15 protein-coding genes and 1 pseudogene are annotated in these 18,020 nt (G+C 67.5%); 14 read left to right on the top strand and 2 right to left on the bottom strand.

Features of this window, described 5'->3' with window-relative positions; all coding sequences use genetic code 11:
- Positions 1 to 3: 3 nt before the first annotated feature.
- Positions 4 to 1,002: an autotransporter domain-containing protein gene (locus tag F3I62_RS12310; protein ID WP_160489927.1), complete on the bottom strand. Its 999-nt coding sequence runs from the start codon at positions 1,000 to 1,002 to the stop codon at positions 4 to 6.
- Between the two features lie 169 nt (positions 1,003 to 1,171).
- Here F3I62_RS12310 and F3I62_RS12305 point away from each other — a divergent pair, with 169 nt between their 5' ends.
- From F3I62_RS12305 to F3I62_RS12295, 3 genes are all read left to right on the top strand, one after another.
- Positions 1,172 to 2,824: a sensor domain-containing diguanylate cyclase gene (locus F3I62_RS12305; RefSeq protein WP_160489926.1), complete on the top strand. Its 1,653-nt coding sequence runs from the start codon at positions 1,172 to 1,174 to the stop codon at positions 2,822 to 2,824.
- Between the two features lie 137 nt (positions 2,825 to 2,961).
- Positions 2,962 to 4,035, top strand: a complete 1,074-nt coding sequence (gene cax, locus F3I62_RS12300) for a calcium/proton exchanger (protein ID WP_160489925.1) — start codon at positions 2,962 to 2,964, stop codon at positions 4,033 to 4,035.
- Positions 4,036 to 4,052: 17 nt separating this feature from the next.
- Positions 4,053 to 5,804, top strand: a complete 1,752-nt coding sequence (locus tag F3I62_RS12295) for a SulP family inorganic anion transporter (RefSeq protein ID WP_160489924.1) — start codon at positions 4,053 to 4,055, stop codon at positions 5,802 to 5,804.
- Between the two features lie 147 nt (positions 5,805 to 5,951).
- Here F3I62_RS12295 and F3I62_RS12290 read toward each other — a convergent pair whose 3' ends face one another.
- Positions 5,952 to 6,713 (bottom strand): tellurite resistance TerB family protein, encoded by a 762-nt coding sequence (locus tag F3I62_RS12290; RefSeq protein WP_160489923.1) that lies wholly within the window; start codon positions 6,711 to 6,713, stop codon positions 5,952 to 5,954.
- Positions 6,714 to 6,944: 231 nt separating this feature from the next.
- Between F3I62_RS12290 and F3I62_RS12285 the strand changes: the two genes are divergently transcribed.
- The 11 genes and pseudogenes from F3I62_RS12285 to F3I62_RS12240 all read left to right on the top strand — a co-directional run bounded on the left by F3I62_RS12285 (position 6,945) and on the right by F3I62_RS12240 (position 17,941).
- The gene (locus F3I62_RS12285) at positions 6,945 to 7,856 is read left to right on the top strand and encodes a LysR family transcriptional regulator (RefSeq protein WP_160489922.1); all 912 of its coding nucleotides are present in this window, start codon (positions 6,945 to 6,947) and stop codon (positions 7,854 to 7,856) included.
- Between the two features lie 138 nt (positions 7,857 to 7,994).
- Entirely contained in the window at positions 7,995 to 9,452 is a 1,458-nt protein-coding gene (locus F3I62_RS12280; protein ID WP_160489921.1) for a gamma-aminobutyraldehyde dehydrogenase, read from the top strand.
- A gap of 81 nt (positions 9,453 to 9,533) precedes the next feature.
- Positions 9,534 to 10,709, top strand: coding sequence for a putative ABC transporter substrate-binding protein YdcS (ydcS, locus tag F3I62_RS12275; protein WP_160489920.1), 1,176 nt, complete (start codon positions 9,534 to 9,536; stop codon positions 10,707 to 10,709).
- A 216-nt stretch (positions 10,710 to 10,925) separates the two neighbouring features.
- A complete protein-coding gene (locus F3I62_RS12270) occupies positions 10,926 to 11,954 on the top strand; it encodes an ABC transporter ATP-binding protein (protein ID WP_160489919.1) in 1,029 nt (342 codons plus the stop codon).
- A 1-nt stretch (position 11,955) separates the two neighbouring features.
- Positions 11,956 to 12,903 (top strand): ABC transporter permease, encoded by a 948-nt coding sequence (locus tag F3I62_RS12265; protein WP_160489918.1) that lies wholly within the window; start codon positions 11,956 to 11,958, stop codon positions 12,901 to 12,903.
- Positions 12,893 to 13,699, top strand: a complete 807-nt coding sequence (locus F3I62_RS12260; protein WP_160489917.1) for an ABC transporter permease — start codon at positions 12,893 to 12,895, stop codon at positions 13,697 to 13,699. The genes F3I62_RS12265 and F3I62_RS12260 overlap by 11 nt, the downstream gene beginning before the upstream one ends.
- Positions 13,700 to 13,848: 149 nt before the next feature.
- Complete coding sequence (locus F3I62_RS12255; RefSeq protein ID WP_160489916.1) at positions 13,849 to 15,273, top strand: gamma-aminobutyraldehyde dehydrogenase; 1,425 nt, start codon at positions 13,849 to 13,851, stop codon at positions 15,271 to 15,273.
- A 114-nt stretch (positions 15,274 to 15,387) separates the two neighbouring features.
- A complete protein-coding gene (locus F3I62_RS12250) occupies positions 15,388 to 15,864 on the top strand; it encodes an ester cyclase (protein ID WP_160489915.1) in 477 nt (158 codons plus the stop codon).
- A gap of 115 nt (positions 15,865 to 15,979) precedes the next feature.
- Positions 15,980 to 16,270 (top strand): annotated as a pseudogene (locus tag F3I62_RS20305) (methyl-accepting chemotaxis protein); the annotation flags it as partial.
- Between the two features lie 126 nt (positions 16,271 to 16,396).
- A complete protein-coding gene (locus tag F3I62_RS20545; RefSeq protein ID WP_372240125.1) occupies positions 16,397 to 17,107 on the top strand; it encodes a hypothetical protein in 711 nt (236 codons plus the stop codon).
- Between the two features lie 156 nt (positions 17,108 to 17,263).
- A complete protein-coding gene (locus F3I62_RS12240) occupies positions 17,264 to 17,941 on the top strand; it encodes a transglutaminase-like cysteine peptidase (RefSeq protein WP_160489913.1) in 678 nt (225 codons plus the stop codon).
- The last annotated feature ends 79 nt before the right edge of the window (positions 17,942 to 18,020 follow it).

Below are 18,020 nucleotides of genomic sequence, written 5' to 3'. Positions count from 1 at the left end.
CATTCAGAATTGCAGGCTGAGGCGCCCACCCAGCTGGTTGTCGCGGGCGTCTTCGGCGTACTGGCCGGCGTAGGTCAGGCCCAGATAAAGCTGCTCGCTCAGCTGGTAGTCCAGGCTCAGGTCCAGGCGCAGCTGATCGCGCTCGAATTCGCGCCCGCGCAGCTCGAAGGTCTGCCCGGTCGCCGGCTGCCAGGCCTGCGCCTCGGCCCGGTCATCGAGGAAGCCATGCCGCGCCGCCAGGCTGGCGCGGCCGACCAGGCGCCGCTCACGCAGCTGCCAGGCACTGGCCAGGCGCCAGCCGAGGGTCAGGTAGGCGCCATCCTGCTGCGCGCCGCTCAGGTGCAGGGCAGCGACACCGCCCACCTCGCGCAGGCTGTCGGCATCCAGATGGACGTAGGCCAGGCCGGCGAAGGGTTCCAGGGTGAAGTCGCGAAAATCCAGGGGATAGCTGGCTTCGCCGAACAGCTGGGCGCTGGCGGCCTGGCTGTCGCCCTGCAGGCGCTGCCCGGCACTGCGGCGCCGGCTGTCCAGCTCATGCCAGCTGTAGGCGGCGCCAAGCTTGAAGCCCAGCTGGTAATAGCGGGTCGTCGCGTAGGTCGCCAGGTGATAGCTGTCGACATCGCTGCCGCCGCCCCCATCCGCCTGCAACTCGCTGCGACTGACGCCGGCCAGCGCGCCGGCCATCCACATGCCCGCCAGGGGCCGGTCGACGCCGACCAGCAGCCCGGCGCTGCGCCGTTCAAGTCGGGCCGAGTCACTGCTGCCATCCCAGGAACCATAACCGCCATGGGCGCGCGACCAGCCCTGCAGCTGACCGGTCGGCGGCGGCCGCTCGCGGAAGGCGAAACGGATCTGCTGCATGCGATCGAGCGCCGCCTCGCGCGGCAGGCGGCTGTCGTCCAGCAGCAGGCGGCGCTGGCTGAGCGGCAATTCGGCCGCCTGTGCACCCGCCCCCAGGAACAGCAGGGTGATCAACAGTGCAATGCTGGAACGGGCTGGCATACCGACAGGCTCCCTTGGCGATCCGTGGATTCTAAACCCGCACGACTGCGGAGATTGCAGTCGCCCTCACTATTGTGTGCAATGGCCGCCGCCCTCGCGTCGGCACGGCTAACCGCACCCGGGAAATCGTCACGACCATCTGTTGTTTTGTCCCAGGAGCTTTAGTGCCATGCCGTTCCCGCACAGCCTGCGCAGCCGTTTCGCCCTGCTCATCGCCCTGCTGGTGACCCTGCTCAGCTGGTTGCTGGGCACCCTGATCGGCCAGGATGCGAGCAAGCGCATCCGCGAAGAAGTCGGCCGCGACCTGGCCGAAGCCTCGTTCCAGATGGTCGACCGCCTGGACCGCGACATGGCCGGCCGCGCCGACTACCTGCAAGTGCTCGCCAGCCTGCGGGTGCTGCGCCAGCCCGATGCCATCGGCGAAATACGCGCCCTGCTCGACCGCCTGCAGCAGGAAATCCCCAGCATTGCCTGGATCGGCTACACCGACACCCACGGCCAGGTCCTGGCCTCCAGCAACGGCATCCTCGAAGGCGCCAGCATCGCCCAGCGCCCGGTCTACCTGGAGGGCAGCAAGGGGCTGTTCATCGGTGACGTGCACGAGGCCGTGCTGCTGGCCAAGCTGCTGCCCAACCCCAGCGGCGAAGCGATGAAGTTCGTCGATATCAGCCTGCCGATCCACGGCCCCGACGGCACGTCGGTGGGCGTGCTGGCCAGCCACCTGTCCTGGGGCTGGGCGGAAGACGTGCGCCGCTCGCTGATGGAGCCGCTGCAGCAACGGCGCGATGTCGAGTTCCTCGTCCTCGGCCGCGACCACAGCGTGCTGCTCGGCCCTGCGGAACTGCTCGGCCAGACCCTGCAGCTGCCCGCCCTGAGCGATGAACGCGAGGACGACTTCTGGGCGGTACAGCAATGGCCCGACGGCCAGCACTACCTCACCGGCTTCGCCCGCAGCCAGGGCCATCTGGACTACCCCGGCCTGGGCTGGATCGTGCTGGCGCGCCAGCCCCTCGCCGAAGCCTATGCGCCGGCCCGCGCGCTGATGCACGGCATCCTGCTCTGGGGTAGCGCCCTGGCCCTGCTGTTCGCCGCCATCGGCTGGCTGCTGACCGGCTACTTCACCCGCCCGCTGCGGCAGATCGCACAGGCTGCCGACCGCCTCAGCGCTGGCGAAATCACGGTGATTCCGGACCTGCGCAGCCCCAGCGAAATTGCCCTGCTCAGCCAGTCGATCCGCCATCTGGTGGAAAGCCTGACCCACCAGCAGACCGCCCTCGACCTGATGGAAGACAAGGCCCATAGCGACCCGCTGACCGGCCTGCCCAACCGCGCCGCGCTGGAGAAGTACCTGCCACAGGCACAGCAACGCAGCCAGGCCCGGCATGACTGCCTGGCCCTGCTCTACCTCGATCTGGACGGTTTCAAGCCGATCAACGACCGCTTCGGCCATGCCGCCGGCGACCTGTTGCTCAAGGAGGTGGCCAGACGCCTGCGCACCGGCCTGCGCGACGGCGACCTGGTGGCGCGCCTGGGCGGCGATGAATTCCTGATGGTCCTCCAGGTGCCGCAGCACGAGGCCCGGCAGCAGGCCCGGCAGATTGCCGAGCGCACCCTGCAGGCCCTGGCCGCCCCGGTGGAGCTGAATGGGCAGCAGGCGCAGGTTGGCTGCAGCATCGGCGGCGCCCTCTGGCCGCTGGACCACGCCGACCTCGGCGCGGCGCTGGAGCTGGCCGACCAGTCACTGTACCGGGCCAAGCATGCCGGCAAGAATCGCGCACAGTTCCAACCTCCAGCAGCAATCGGCAGCCTGATGACCGATTGAAAACCCTGCAAGCGCAACGCTTGCCGCAGAAACCACCACCAAGGCGAACATGGACCCCGGTCAATTGCCAGACCCTGGTCGATACACCATGCTGATCGAGAGTCATCCCCGCCCCTCACCCCTGGAGGCTGGCCACCATGCTCAACTGGCTGCTGCTGTGCATCCCGCTAACTCTGGCGCTGGAATACCTGGCACCCCAGCAACACCTGCTGATCTTCCTGGCCGCCGCCGTGTCGATCATTCCCCTGGCCGGCTGGCTGGGCAAAGCCACCGAGCAACTGGCCGAACGCTGCGGCGAAGGCATCGGCGGCCTGCTCAACGCCACCTTCGGCAATGCCACCGAGCTGATCATCGCCATCGCCGCCCTGCGCGCCGGCCTGCATGACGTGGTCAAGGCCTCGCTGGCCGGCTCGATCATCGGCAACATCCTCCTGGTGCTGGGCGCGGCCATGTTCTGCGGCGGCCTGCGCTTCAAGGAACAGCATTTCAACTCCGAAGGCGCACGGGCCGAAGCCAGCCTGCTGACCCTGGCCGCCATCGCCCTGGTGCTGCCGGCGGTGTACATGACGCGCGCCCAAGAAGTGCCGGAGCTGCTGGGCAAGGTGCAGCACCTGAGCAACGCGATCTCGGTGGTGCTGCTGCTCGCCTATGGCCTGTTTCTCTATTACTCGCTGGTCACCCACAAGGCGCTGTTCGCCGGCAGTCGCGAGAATGACAGCGAGGCCGTGGATCTGTGGCCGATGGGCAAGGCCATCGCCATCCTCGCCGTGGCCACCGGCCTGATCGCCTGGGTCAGCGAAATCCTGGTCGGCGCCATCGAACCCAGCGCCCAGGCCTTCGGCCTGAGCAACCTGTTCATCGGCGTGTTCGTCGTGGCGATTCTGGGCAACGCCGCCGAACACGCCACGGCCATCACCGCCGCCCTGAAGAACCGCATGGACCTGGCCCTGTCGATCGCCATCGGCTCCAGCCTGCAGGTGGCCCTGTTCGTCGCCCCGGTTCTGGTGCTGGCCAGCCTGGTCATCGGCCCGCAACCGATGGACCTGGCCTTCACCGCCGGCCTGACCCTGACCGTGATGCTGTCCGTGCTGATCACCAGCCAGGTGGCTGGCGATGGCCGTTCCGACTGGCTCAAGGGCGTGCAGCTGCTGGCCGTCTACCTGGTGTTCGGCATGGCCTTCTTCTTCATCCCCGTCACCTCAGCCCCCTGACCCGCGAGCGTTCGCCCATGCCGACTGAATCGCCAAGCCCGCAGAACCCCGAGCTGCCCATCGTCACCCCGCCGAGCGGCTGGCTGCGCTGGCTGCCGGGCCTGCTGATGCTGAAAAACTATCAACTGGCCTGGCTGCCCAAGGACATCGCCGCCGGCCTGGTGCTGACCACCATGCTGGTGCCGGTGGGCATCGCCTATGCCGAGGCCTCCGGCGTGCCCGGCATCTACGGCCTGTACGCGACCATCGTGCCGCTGCTGGCCTATGCCCTGTTCGGCCCCAGTCGCATCCTGGTACTCGGCCCGGACTCGGCACTGGCGGCGCTGATCCTCGCCGTGGTGCTGCCGCTGTCCGGCGGCGACCCTATGCGCGCGGTGATCCTGGCCAGCATGATGGCGGTGGTCGCCGGCCTGGTGTGCATCCTCGCCGGCCTGCTGCGCCTGGGCTTCATCACCGAACTGCTGTCCAAGCCGATCCGCTACGGCTACATGAACGGCATCGCCCTGACCGTGCTGATCAGCCAGGCACCCAAGCTGTTCGGCATTTCCGTCGACGGCGACGGCCCGGTCCGGGATGTCTGGCTGCTCGGCCAGGCGCTGCTGGATGGCCAGGCCAACTGGTACAGCTTCGCCGTCGGTGGCGGCACCCTGGCGCTGATCCTCGCGTTCAAGCGTTTCCAGCAGCTGCCGACCATCCTCATCGCGGTGGTCCTGGCCACCGTCGCCGTCGGCCTGTTCGACCTCGGTGCGCAGGGCGTCAAGGTCCTCGGCGAGCTGCCCCAGGGCCTGCCCAGCTTCGTCCTGCCCTGGCTCAGCGGCGTCGACCTGGCCACCGTGGCCCTCGGCGGCGTGGCGGCGGCACTGGTGGCCTTCGCCGATACCAGCGTGCTGTCGCGCACCTATGCCGCACGCACGCGCAGCTACGTCGACCCCAACCAGGAAATGCTCGGCCTGGGCGCGGCCAACCTGATCGGCGGCCTGTTCCAGGGCTTCCCGATCAGCAGCAGCTCCTCACGCACCCCGGTGGCCGAAGCCGCCGGCTCGCAGACCCAGCTCACCGGCGTGGTCGGCGCCCTCTGCGTGGCCATCCTGCTGCTGGTGGCGCCCAACCTGATGCAGTTCCTGCCCAACAGCGCTCTGGCCGCGGTGGTGATCGCCGCCGCCATCGGCCTGTTCGAGTTCGCCGACCTCAAGCGCATTTTCAAGGTGCAGCAGTGGGAGTTCTGGCTGTCGATGACCTGCTTCGCCGGCGTCGCGGTATTCGGCGCCATCCCCGGCATCGGCATCGCCGTGGTGCTGGCGGTGATCGAATTCCTCTGGGACGGCTGGCGCCCCTACTACGCCGTGCTCGGCCGGGTCGAAGGCATCCGCGGCTTCCACGATATCGCCCGGCACCCCGATGCCCGCCTGGTGCCCGGCCTGGTGCTGCTGCGCTGGGACGCCCCGCTGTTCTTCGCCAACGCCGAGCTGTTCCAGCAATGCGTGCTCAAGACCCTGGCGCAATCGCCCACCCGCGTGCGCCGCCTGGTGGTGGCGGCCGAGCCGGTGACCAGCATCGACGTGACCTCGGCCGACATGCTCGGCGAACTGGGGCAGATCCTCGCCAGCGCCGGCATCGACTTCCACTTCGCCGAGGTCAAGGGGCCGGTGAAGGACAAGCTGCGCCGCTTCGGCCTGCTCAAGCCGGAAGAGGAACAGCGCATCCACCCCACGGTCGGCGCCGCCGTCGACGCCTACCTGGCCGACTACCAGGTCGACTGGACGCCCTGAGTAGCAATTGAATGGTTCTTGCGTAGGGTGCGCCGTGCGCACCACAGGCCATGCACGAGCTCCTGGTGCGCACGGCGCACCCTACGCAAAACTGGCCGGTCGGCGCTTGTCAGAGGTGGGGGCAGGCAGGCAAAGCCTGCCCCGCCATCAGTTGACCGCCACCGTCTGGCGCACCTGGGCTTCCAGCTCGGCCTTGAGGCCCGGTTCCAGCTTGAGCTGACGGGCCAGCTCCTCCAGGTAGGCGCGCTCCATGAAGTGCTCCTCGTCGACCATCAGCACGCTGGCGATGTACATCTCCGCCGCCATTTCCGGGGTAGTGGCGGCGCGCGCCACCTCGGCCGGGTCGAGCGGCTTGTTCAGCTCCGCATCCAGCCAGCGCAGCAGCTGCGGGTCGCCCGCCAGCTGGCCGATCTGCTCCTCGATCAGCTGGCGCTCCTTGGCATCGACATGGCCGTCGGCCTTGGCCGCCGCCACCAGCGCCTTGAGGATGGCCTGGCTGTGCAGCTCGGCCTGCGGCGCCGGCAGGCGATCCACGGTCTGCGGCTCGTGGGCCGGTTGCGCCGCGCCCCCCTGCTGTTGCTGGGCCTGCCAGTTGCCGTAGGCCTTGTAGGCGATCACGCCGAGGGCCGCCAGGCCGCCGTAGGTCAGCGCCTGGCCGCCCAGCTTGCGCGCGCTCTTGTTGCCCAGCAGCAGGCCCAGCGCGCCGGCCGCCAGGGCACCACCGCCGGCACCCTTGAGCAGGGTGCCGAGGTCGCCACCGCCCTGCCCTCCCTTGCCGCCACCGAGCAGGCCGCCCAGCGCACCACCCAGGCCGCCACTCAGGCCGCCAGCGGATGAACCAGCGGACTTCTGCTGCAGCAGGTCCTGGCCGGATTTCAGCAGTTGATCGAGCAAACCACGGGTATTCATAAGCGTCTCCTCTGAGGTGTAGCCATTCCTTGGTGCGACCGATTCTAGCCGCGCAGGTTGCCACGCTGCGGGGTACAGAATGCTTCGAGATATTGCGAACGACCCTGGCCAGGCCGCCGGCGACCGGCCACAGCAGGGGAAAGCGCTTTAATTTCGACAAAAAAGAACGTATTCCACCATTATCGACTAATCATAATGCTGACAGCCCTGCGCCCGCCCCGGATTCCCGCCATGATGACCCTGCGCCAGATTCGCCACTTCATCGCCGTCGCCGAGACCGGCTCGATTTCCGCCGCCGCCCAGGCGGTGTTCATTTCCCAGTCGACCCTGACACTGGCCATCCAGCAGCTGGAGGAGGAGATCGGCGTCAGCCTGTTCAACCGCCACGCCAAGGGCATGAGCCTGACCCACCAGGGCCACCAGTTCCTGCGCCAGGCGCACCTGATCCTGGCCACCGTGGACAACGCCAAGCGCAGCCTGCAGCAGAGCACCGAGCAGATCGCCGGCTGCCTGACCATCGGCGTCACCAGCCTGGTCGCCGGCTACTACCTGGCCGACCTGATCACCCGCTTCCAGCGCGCCTACCCCAACGTGCAGACCCGCGTGGTCGAGGACGAGCGCCCCTACATCGAGCACCTGCTGGTGGCCGGCGAGATCGATGTCGGCGTGCTGATCCTGTCCAATCTGGAGGATCGCCACGCCCTGCAGACCGAGGTACTGACCCATTCGCCGCACCGCCTGTGGCTGCCGGCCCGCCACCCGCTGCTGGAGCACGACAGCATCGCCCTGGCGGATATCGCCGGCGAGCCGCTGATCCAGCTCAACGCCGACGAGATGGGCCTGCACACCCAGCGCATCTGGAGCCGCGCCGGCATGAGCCCGCACGTCACCCTGCGCACCGCCTCGGTGGAAGCGGTGCGCAGCCTGGTCGCCGCCGGCCTCGGCCTGTCGATCCAGCCGGACATGACCTACCGGCCCTGGTCCCTGGAAGGCGACATCATCGAGGCGCGCCCGCTGGCCGATCTCGGCGAAACCCTCGACGTCGGCCTGGCCTGGCGCCGCGGCAGTTCACGGCCAGCGCTGGTCGATCCGTTCCTGACCCTGGCCCGCGAACAGCCGCATAACCGCAAGCTATCTATTTAATAGAACGCTACTTTCAATATTTAGAATTTGTCGACCCCTGCACCGGGCTCTAGTCTCAGTTGCACAGAGACGCGGGCGCTCCGGGCAGTACATGGAGCCGTCATGCCAAGCGCATCGAACAGAACAACAAGGTCGAAGATGTCCGCCACCACTCCCCTGTACAGCGCACTGCTGATCGACGGCCAACTGGTCGCCGGGGAAGGCCTGGCCGAGCCGATCATCAACCCGGCCACGGGCGAAACCCTCACCGCCATCGCCGAGGCCTCCCTGGAGCAGGTGGAGGCCGCCGTGCAGGCCGCCCACCGCGCCTTCCCCGCCTGGGCCCGCACCACCCCGGCGCAGCGCGCCACGGTCCTGCTGGCCATTGCCGAGGCCATCGAGCAGCGCGCCGAGGCCCTGGCCCAGCTGGAAGCGCTGAACTGCGGCAAGCCGCTGCATCTGGCGCGCCAGGACGACATTCCCGCCTGTGCCGACGTGTTCCGCTTCTTCGCCGGCGCCGTGCGCTGCCAGCAGGGCCAGTTGGCCGGCGAATACGTGCCCGGCCACACCAGCATGGTGCGCCGCGACCCGGTCGGCGTGGTCGCCTCCATCGCGCCGTGGAACTACCCGCTGATGATGGCCGCGTGGAAGATCGCCCCGGCCCTGGCCGCCGGCAACACTCTGGTGTTCAAGCCCTCGGAACACACCCCGCTGTCGATCCTGGCCCTGGCCCCGGCGCTGGCGCAGATTCTCCCGGCGGGGGTGATCAACATCCTCTGCGGCGGCGGCGAAGGGGTCGGCAGCCAGCTGGTCGGCCACCCGCGGGTGCGCATGGTGTCGCTGACCGGCGATATCGTCACCGGGCAGAAGATCCTGCAGAGCGCGGCCAAGACCCTCAAGCGCACCCACCTGGAACTGGGCGGCAAGGCGCCGGTGATCGTCTGCAACGACGCCGACCTCGACGCCGTGGTCCAGGGCATCCGCACCCACGGCTACTACAACGCCGGCCAGGACTGCACCGCCGCCTGCCGCATCTATGCCCAGGCCGGCATCCACGACCGCCTGGTGGCGGAACTGGGCGAGGCGGTGGCCGGCCTGCGCTTCGCCCGCAAGAAGGACGCGGACAACGAGATCGGCCCGCTGATCAGCGCCCGCCAGCGCGACCGGGTGGCCAGCTTCGTCGAGCGCGCCCTCGGCCAGCCGCATATCGAGCGGGTCACCGGCGCCGCCGTGCACTCCGGCGCCGGCTTCTATTACCAGCCGACCCTGCTGGCCGGCTGCAAGCAGGGCGACGAGATCGTCCAGCGCGAGGTGTTCGGCCCGGTGGTCACCGTCACCCGCTTCGACCAGCTGAGCCAGGCCGTGGACTGGGCCAACGACTCCGAGTACGGCCTGGCCAGCTCGGTGTGGACGCAGAATCTGGACAAGGCCATGCAGGTGGCCGCCCGCCTGCAGTACGGCTGCACCTGGATCAACACCCACTTCATGCTGGCCAGCGAAATGCCCCACGGCGGCCTCAAGCGCTCCGGCTACGGCAAGGACCTGTCCAGCGACTCATTGCAGGATTACAGCGTGGTGCGCCACATCATGGCGCGCCACGGACTACAACTAGACTGAGTAACACCGCCGGCTCGGCAGCCGTATCGCCGAACGACATTCCACTGCCCCGATAACAGCTCACAACAAGAGGGAATTCCGATGTCCGCGCACAAAACCACAGCGCTCAGCGCCCCCAAAATGACTGCGTTCAGCGCACTGGCCACCGCTCTGCTCGCCGCAGGCGCAGCCCAGGCCGCCGAACCGCTGAAGACCCTGGGCAAGGCCGAAGGCCAGCTCGATATCATCGCCTGGCCCGGCTACGTCGAGCGCGGCGAGACCGACAAGAACTACGACTGGGTGACCCAGTTCGAGAAGGACAGTGGCTGCAAGGTCAACGTCAAGACCGCCGCCACCTCCGACGAGATGGTCAGCCTGATGGCCAAGGGCGGCTACGACCTGGTCACCGCCTCCGGCGACGCCTCCTTGCGCCTGATCGCCGGCAAGCGCGTGCAGCCGGTCAACATCGACCTGATCCCCAGCTGGAAGAACGTCGACAGCCGCCTGCAGAACTCGCCCTGGCATATGGTCGACGGCAAGCACTACGGCACCCCCTACCAGTGGGGCCCGAACGTGCTGATGTACAGCACCAAGCTGTTCAAGGAAGCGCCGACCAGCTGGAAAGTGGTGTTCGAGGAGCAGATCCTGGCCGACGGCAAGAGCAACAAGGGCCGCGTGCAGGCCTACGACGGCCCGATCTACATCGCCGACGCCGCCCTGTACCTGAAGGCGACCCAGCCGGAGCTGGGCATCACCGACCCCTACCTGCTCGACGAAACCCAGTACGCCGCCGTGCTCAAGGTGCTGCGCGCCCAGCAGCCGCTGATCCACCGCTACTGGCACGACGTCACCGTGCAGATGAACGACTTCAAGAACGAAGGCGTGGTCGCCTCCGGCGCCTGGCCGTACCAGGTCAACGCGCTGCAGCTGGAGAAACAGCCGATCGCCTCCACCGTGCCGGCCGAAGGAGCCACCGGCTGGGCCGATACCACCATGCTGCACGCCGAAGCCAAGCACCCGGTGTGCGCCTACAAGTGGATGGACTGGTCGCTGCAACCCAAGGTGCAGGGTGACCTGGCGTCCTGGTTCGGCTCGGTGCCGGCGGTGCCGGCGGCTTGCAAGGACAACGCCCTGCTCGGCGCCGAAGGCTGCAAGACCAACGGCTTCGACAACTTCGACAAGATCGCCTTCTGGAAAACCCCGCAGGCCGAGGGCGGCAAGTACGTGCCCTACAGCCGCTGGACCCAGGACTACATCGCCATCATGGGCGGCCGCTAAGGAACACCTCGGCTCGGCAGACTCGTAGGGTGGACGACGTCTTTTTCGTCCACCAACCGGCACCGCCGGTGGATGAATAAAGCGCCATCCACCCTACGCCGAGGCACGCCGTAGCTGTTCACCGTTATACATCCACCACCGACTCTCCCGTCTTGTGTCGGCAAACCCAACCCGGGCGAGACGGTGGTGGATGGCTTTTATCCTGGAGTTCTTGAAATGACCCTTGCAGTGCAATTTACCGATGTGTCCCGCGCGTTCGGCGACGTCAAAGCCGTCGACCGGGTGTCCATCGACATCCAGGATGGCGAGTTCTTCTCCATGCTCGGTCCTTCCGGCTCGGGCAAGACCACCTGCCTGCGCCTGATCGCCGGCTTCGAGCAGCCCAGTGCTGGCTCCATTCGTATTCATGGGGTGGAGGCCGCGGGCCTGCCGCCCTACCGGCGCGACGTCAACACGGTGTTCCAGGATTACGCCCTGTTCCCGCACATGAACGTGCTGGAAAACGTCGCCTACGGCCTCAAGGTCAAGGGCGTCGGCAAGTCCGAACGCCTGGCCCGCGCCGAGGACGCCCTGGGCATGGTCGCCCTCGGCAGCTACGGCGCGCGCAAACCGGCGCAGCTGTCCGGCGGCCAGCGCCAGCGCGTGGCCCTGGCCCGCGCCCTGGTCAACCGCCCGCGGGTGCTGCTGCTCGACGAGCCGCTGGGGGCGCTGGACCTCAAGCTGCGCGAGCAGATGCAGAGCGAGCTGAAGAAGCTGCAGCGCCAACTCGGCATCACCTTCATCTTCGTCACCCACGACCAGAGCGAAGCGCTGTCCATGTCGGACCGCGTGGCGGTGTTCAACAAGGGCCGCATCGAGCAGGTCGACACCCCGCGCAACCTGTACATGAAGCCGGCCACCCCGTTCGTCGCCGAGTTCGTCGGCACTTCCAACGTGCTCAAGGGCGAGCTGGCCGCACGCATCAACGGCTCGCCGCTGCCGGTGTCGATCCGCCCGGAACACACCCGCCTGAGCAACGGCGAGGCGCTGGGCAGCGACGAGGTGGAAGTCAGCGGCCTGCTCCACGACATCCAGTACCAGGGCGCCGCCACCCGCTTCGAGATCCAGCTGGAGAACGGCCAGAACTTCTCCGTCAGCCAGGCCAACAATCAATGGCAACTGGGCGAGGCGCCGGTGCAGCCGGGCCAGCGGGTCAGCGCGCGCTGGGCCCGTGGCGCCATGGTCGGCCTGCGCGAGGACGTGTGACATGAGCAGCCAGACTCTCGCCCTCGACAGCACCGGCGGCGGCCCGATGCGCCGGCTGTCCGACCTGCTCTACCGCAAGCCGACGCTGTACCTGTCGCTGCTGCTGATTCCGCCGCTGCTGTGGTTCGGCGCGGTGTACCTGGGTTCGCTGCTGACCCTGCTGTGGCAAGGTTTCTACACCTTCGACGACTTCAGCATGACGGTCACCCCGACCCTCACGCTGGCCAACTTCCTGGCGCTGTTCCAGGCCGCCAACTTCGACATCATCCTGCGCACCGTCGGCATGGCGGTGGCGGTGTCGATCGCCAGCGCCCTGGTGGCCTTCCCCATCGCCTACTACATGGCGCGCTACACCACGGGCAAGACCAAGGCGTTCTTCTACATCGCGGTGATGCTGCCGATGTGGGCCAGCTACATCGTCAAGGCCTATGCCTGGACCCTGCTGCTGGCCAAGGGCGGGGTGGCCATGTGGTTCATCCAGCAACTGCACCTGCAACCGCTGCTGGAGTTCATCCTGGGCGTGCCGGGAGTGGGCGGCAATACCCTGTCGACCTCGCACCTGGGACGCTTCCTGGTGTTCGTCTACATCTGGCTGCCGTTCATGATCCTGCCGATCCAGGCGTCGCTGGAGCGCCTGCCGCCCTCCTTGCTGCAGGCTTCCGCCGACCTCGGCGCCAAGCCCCGGCAGACCTTCATGCAGGTGATCCTGCCGCTGTCGATCCCCGGCATCGCCGCCGGCTCGATCTTCACCTTCAGCCTGACCCTGGGCGACTTCATCGTGCCGCAGCTGGTGGGGCCGCCCGGCTTCTTCATCGGCAACATGGTGTATTCGCAGCAGGGCTCGATCGGCAACATGCCGATGGCCGCCGCCTTCACCCTGGTGCCGATCGTGCTGATCGCCATCTACCTGTCCATCGTCAAACGCCTGGGGGCCTTCGATGCACTCTGAGAAAGCTTCCCTCGGCCTGAAACTGGCCGCCTGGGGCGGGTTGGTGTTTCTGCACTTCCCGATCCTGATCATCTTCATGTACGCCTTCAACACCGAGAGCGCGGGCTTCAGCTTTCCGCCCCAGGGCTTCACCCTGAACTGGTTCAGCGTGGCCCTGGCGCGCCCGGACGTGCTGGAGGCGATCGAGCTGTCGGCGCAGATCGCCGCCCTGGCCACGCTGGTGGCGATGATCCTCGGCACCCTGGCCGCCGCCGCGCTGTACCGCCGCGACTTCTTCGGCAAGGAGAGCATCTCCATGCTGCTGATCCTGCCGATCGCCCTGCCCGGCATCATCACCGGCCTGGCGCTGCTGGCGGCGTTCAAGAGCTTCGGCATCGAGCCGGGTTTCCTGACCATCGTCATCGGCCATGCCACCTTCTGCGTGGTGATCGTCTACAACAACGTCATCGCCCGCTTTCGCCGCACCAGCCACAGCCTGATCGAGGCGAGCATGGACCTGGGTGCCGACGGCTGGCAGACCTTCCGCTACATCGTCCTGCCCAACCTCGGCTCGGCCCTGCTGGCCGGCGGCATGCTGGCCTTCGCCCTGTCGTTCGACGAGATCATCGTCACCACCTTCACCGCCGGCCACGAACGCACCCTGCCGCTGTGGCTGCTCAACCAACTGTCGCGCCCGCGCGATGTGCCGGTGACCAACGTGGTGGCGATGCTGGTGATGATCGTGACCATGCTGCCGATCCTCGGCGCCTACTACCTGACCAAGGGCGGCGAAGGCGTGGCCGGCAGCGGCAAGTAGAGACACAGAGCAAAAAGTAGGGTGGATCGCGCCTCATCGATCCACCACAGCCCGTAGAGATGCCCAGGGTGGATGGAAAAAGCGCCAGCTACGCGCCCCGATCCACCCTACGGGAATATTCATGCAGCCCCCATAGCGAGGTTTATGCGATGCAAACCAAACTGCTGATCAACGGCGAACTGGTCGACGGCCTCGGTGCCGCGCAGCCGGTGCTCAACCCCTCCCTGGGCAGCCCCCTGATCCAGATTCCCGAAGCCACCCCGGAGCAGATCGACGCCGCCGTGCGCGCCGCCGACGCCGCCTTCGACGGCTGGTCGCAGACCACCCCAGGCCAGCGCTCCGCCCTGCTGCTGGCCCTGGCCGACGCCATCGACGCCAACGCCGACGAACTGGCCCGCCTGGAGTCGCAGAACTGCGGCAAGCCCTACGCCGCCGCCCGTAACGACGAGCTGCCGGCGATCGCCGACGTATTCCGCTTCTTCGCCGGCGCCGCGCGCTGCCTGCAGGGTTCCGCCGCCGGCGAGTACCTGCCCGGCCATACCTCGATGATCCGCCGCGACCCGATCGGCGTGGTCGCCTCCATCGCACCGTGGAACTATCCGCTGATGATGGCCGCCTGGAAGCTGGCCCCGGCCCTGGCCGCCGGCAACTGCGTGGTGCTCAAGCCGTCCGAGCAGACCCCGCTGACCGCCCTGCGCCTGGGCCAGCTGATTGCCGGGATCTTCCCGGCCGGCGTGGTCAACATCGTCTTCGGCCGCGGCGCCAGCGTCGGCGAGCCGCTGGTCACCCACCCCAAGGTACGCATGGTGTCGCTAACCGGCTCCATTCCCACCGGCGCCAACATCATCGCCAGCACGGCGGCCAGCGTGAAACGCATGCATATGGAGCTGGGCGGCAAGGCCCCGGTGATCATCTTCAACGACGCCGACATCGACGCCGCCGTGGAAGGCATCCGCACCTTCGGCTTCTACAACGCCGGCCAGGACTGCACCGCCGCCTGCCGCATCTACGCGCAGAAGGGCGTCTACGAGAAGTTCGTCGCCGCCCTCGGCGCCGCGGTCGGTTCGATCAAGCACGGCCTGCAGGACGACGCCGGCACCGAGCTGGGCCCGCTGATCACCGATGCGCATCGCCAGCGCGTGGCCGGCTTCGTCGAACGCGCCAGCGCGCAGTCGCACATCGAAGTGGTCACCGGCGGCAAGGCCCCGGCCGGCAACGGCTTCTTCTTCCTGCCGACGGTACTGGCCGGCGCCCGGCAGACCGATGAAATCGTCTGCCGCGAGGTGTTCGGCCCGGTGGTCTCGGTCACCCCGTTCGACGACGAAGCGCAGGCCCTGGCCTGGGCCAACGCCTCCGACTACGGCCTGGCCTCCTCGGTGTGGACCCGCGACGTCGGCCGCGCCCATCGCATGGCCGCGCGCCTGCAGTACGGCTGCACCTGGGTCAACACCCACTTCATGCTGGTCAGCGAGATGCCCCACGGCGGCATGAAGCTGTCCGGCTACGGCAAGGACATGTCGATGTATGGCCTCGAGGATTACACCGCCATCCGCCACGTGATGTTCAAGCACTGACGAAGGCCTGCGTAGGGTGGATCGCGCTTCATCGATCCACCACAGCGCGCTCATGGTGGATGTACAAAGCGACATCCACCCTACGAATCCCCACAACGAGCTGGAGCAATAACAATGAAAAACGCACTGCGCACTATCAGCTTCTTCGCCCTGTTCGCCCTCGCCGGCCTGGCCCAGGCGGCGGATGACGCCAAGGCCATAGTCGATGGCTACATGGCCGCCTGGAATGCCCACGATGCCGACAAGGCCGGCGAGTTTCTCGCCGAAGACGCCGAGTATTACGACGTCACCGTCGGCACCGCGCAGAAAGGCCGCGCCGCCGCCCGCGACAACGTGATCAAGGTATTCGTCACTGCCATTCCCGACCTCAAGTGGGAAATGACCGGCGCGCCGATCATCAGCGCCGACGGTATCGCCTTCCAGTGGGTATTCAGCGGCACCAACACCGGCGCCTGGAGCGCAGAAACCCCGGCTACCGGCAAACCGGTGAAGTTCGAAGGGGTCAGCTTCGTGCGCATCAAGGACGGCAAGATCGCCTACCAGGGCGACTACTACGACGCGCTGGGCTTCAACAAGCAACTCGGCTGGTAAGACCTGCGCGGCACAGGCGTCAGACCTGTGCCGCCTCTCCGGCAACGCCTTTACTGCCGGCTCGGCGACCACCTTGGCCGCTCTCTCCTGCCCCACCCCGCTCGGACTAAGTCAGATGTCAGATTCCCGCAGTAACGCCCTGGCCCAGGAAGACAGCACCCGTACCACCATCGATCAGGTCAAGCAGCTGATCGCCGGCCTGAATACCCGCTGGGGCGAAATCGGCAAGGTCGCGGACGTGATCCGCCAGATCGCCAAGCACACCAACCTGGTGGCGCTCAACGCCGCCATCGAGGCCGCCCGCGCCGGCGAGCAGGGTCGCGGCTTTGCCGTGGTCGCCGACGAAGTGCGGCGCCTGGCCAGCCAGTCTGCCGAGGCCACCAGCGAGATCGGCACTGTGGTCGGCGCCATCCGCCAGGAAAGCCAGAAGGCCCTGGCCGATGTGGAACAGGCCGAGCAGGCCAGCCTGCTGGAACAGGCCCAGGTGCTGCTGGCCCATGAGGCCCTGCAGCTGCAGGGCCAGTTCAGCGTGATGGCCACCGCCCTGTATGGCCTGAAGAGTTTCATCGTCGGCATGAAGACCAAGGGACTTGACCCGCAGCGCGAACAGATCGATGCGGTGATGCAGCAGTACCTGGTACAGAACCCGGACCTGCTGGCCTTCGCCTGCGCCTGCGAAAGCAACGTGCTGGATGGTCGTGACAGCGCCTTCGCCGGCCAGCCCGGGCATGACGCCAGCGGCCGCATCCTGGCCTACTGGAACCGTGGCAGCGGCCTGCCGCAGCGTGAGTGCCTGGTCGGCTACGAGACAGACGACTGGTACCAGCTGCCCAAGCGCAAGGCCCGCGACGTGTTCATGGAGCCCTACGACTATCCGATTGGCGGGCGCACGGTGCTGATGACCTCGTTCATGACCCCGATGTTTCTCGGCAGCCAGTTCCTCGGCATCCTCGGCGCCGACTACACCCTGGCCCAGCTGCAGGAACGCCTGGCCCAGCACAAGCCGTTCGGCCACGGCCATTTCGCCCTGCTGTCGAACCAGGCCACCTACGTCACCCACCCCGACGCCAGCCGCCTGGGCAGCCAGGCCGGCGAGCTGAACAACGAGCTGCGCCAGGCCATCCGCGACGGCAAGCCGCTGTGCCAGCGCCAGCGCGATGGCCAGGTACAGCTGCTGCAGCCGATCTTCGTCGGCAACTGCAATGCACCCTGGGCGCTGCTGATGCACCTGCCGCCACGCTAGCGACCGTTCGTCGGCCCCGAGGCTTGCCTTGCGTGCAAAGGGTGCGGGCCATCACAGCACGGCCCTAGCTGCCGGGCGGCTGGCCCCCTAGGATCAAGCCCATAACGAGAAGCGGCTGCCGTCCTGGCGAACCGCACCCTGGCCCAACGCCCCTCCATGCTTGCAACCACCCGACTCCTCGCGCGCCGCACGCTGGGTGCTGCCTGCGCCCTGCTGCTCTACCTGAACGCTGGCTTGAGCGCGGCCGACGAAAGCACCGTCAGCAGCGGCTCGGCACTGGCGTCGGCCCTCAGCCAGAGTCGACTGGACGCCTGGCAAGGCCTGCTGATGCAGACCAGCGGCAGCGAACGTGAGCGCCTGCAAAGGGTTAACCGCTTCATCAACCGCAGCATCGTGCATGGCGAAGACGCCGAGGTCTGGGGCGAGGCCGACTACTGGGCCACGCCGCAGGAAACCCTCAGCCGCGGCCGTGGTGATTGCGAAGACTTTGCCATCGCCAAGTACTTCAGCCTGGTACGCCTGGGCGTGCCCAGCGCCAAGCTGCGCCTGACCTTCGTCAAGGCCCTGCAGCGCCAGCAGGCGCATATGGTGCTGGCCTACTATCCGAGCCCGAGCGCCGAGCCGCTGATCCTCGACAACCTGCAACAGCAGATCAGCCCGGCCGGCCAGCGCCACGACCTGCTGCCGGTATATGCCTTCAACAACCACGGGATCTTTCTCGGCAGCGCGCCGCAGCGCCAGTCCAAACAGTCGCCGCAGCTGCTGTCGCGCTGGCAGGACGTCAGCGCACGGGCGCTGGTCGATGGCTCGACGCCGCCGATGCCACAAGGCTAAACGCGCCGGCCCTTCACCGTAGGGTGCGCCATGCGCACCATGAGCACACCAGAGCCTGACCGGTGCGCATGGCGCACCC

Origin of the sequence: Pseudomonas sp. R-28-1W-6, from assembly GCF_009799925.1 — a bacterium.
Classification (GTDB): domain Bacteria; phylum Pseudomonadota; class Gammaproteobacteria; order Pseudomonadales; family Pseudomonadaceae; genus Aquipseudomonas.
The sequence above is the reverse complement of the archived record's forward strand: the minus strand, read 5'-3'. Positions and strand labels throughout refer to the sequence as shown.

What these genes read in the sequence shown, in the direction of transcription:
- F3I62_RS12265 (WP_160489918.1), top strand. Translation starts at nt 11,956, where the DNA reads ATGAGCAGCCAGACTCTCGCCCTCGACAGCACCGGCGGCGGCCCGATG.
- F3I62_RS12290 (WP_160489923.1), bottom strand. Translation starts at nt 6,713, where the DNA reads ATGAATACCCGTGGTTTGCTCGATCAACTGCTGAAATCCGGCCAGGAC.
- F3I62_RS12285 (WP_160489922.1), top strand. Translation starts at nt 6,945, where the DNA reads ATGATGACCCTGCGCCAGATTCGCCACTTCATCGCCGTCGCCGAGACC.
- F3I62_RS12260 (WP_160489917.1), top strand. Translation starts at nt 12,893, where the DNA reads ATGCACTCTGAGAAAGCTTCCCTCGGCCTGAAACTGGCCGCCTGGGGC.
- F3I62_RS12280 (WP_160489921.1), top strand. Translation starts at nt 7,995, where the DNA reads ATGTCCGCCACCACTCCCCTGTACAGCGCACTGCTGATCGACGGCCAA.
- F3I62_RS12295 (WP_160489924.1), top strand. Translation starts at nt 4,053, where the DNA reads ATGCCGACTGAATCGCCAAGCCCGCAGAACCCCGAGCTGCCCATCGTC.
- F3I62_RS20545 (WP_372240125.1), top strand. Translation starts at nt 16,397, where the DNA reads ATGGCCACCGCCCTGTATGGCCTGAAGAGTTTCATCGTCGGCATGAAG.
- F3I62_RS12305 (WP_160489926.1), top strand. Translation starts at nt 1,172, where the DNA reads ATGCCGTTCCCGCACAGCCTGCGCAGCCGTTTCGCCCTGCTCATCGCC.
- ydcS (WP_160489920.1), top strand. Translation starts at nt 9,534, where the DNA reads ATGTCCGCGCACAAAACCACAGCGCTCAGCGCCCCCAAAATGACTGCG.
- F3I62_RS12250 (WP_160489915.1), top strand. Translation starts at nt 15,388, where the DNA reads ATGAAAAACGCACTGCGCACTATCAGCTTCTTCGCCCTGTTCGCCCTC.
- F3I62_RS12240 (WP_160489913.1), top strand. Translation starts at nt 17,264, where the DNA reads ATGCTTGCAACCACCCGACTCCTCGCGCGCCGCACGCTGGGTGCTGCC.
- cax (WP_160489925.1), top strand. Translation starts at nt 2,962, where the DNA reads ATGCTCAACTGGCTGCTGCTGTGCATCCCGCTAACTCTGGCGCTGGAA.
- F3I62_RS12310 (WP_160489927.1), bottom strand. Translation starts at nt 1,002, where the DNA reads ATGCCAGCCCGTTCCAGCATTGCACTGTTGATCACCCTGCTGTTCCTG.
- F3I62_RS12270 (WP_160489919.1), top strand. Translation starts at nt 10,926, where the DNA reads ATGACCCTTGCAGTGCAATTTACCGATGTGTCCCGCGCGTTCGGCGAC.
- F3I62_RS12255 (WP_160489916.1), top strand. Translation starts at nt 13,849, where the DNA reads ATGCAAACCAAACTGCTGATCAACGGCGAACTGGTCGACGGCCTCGGT.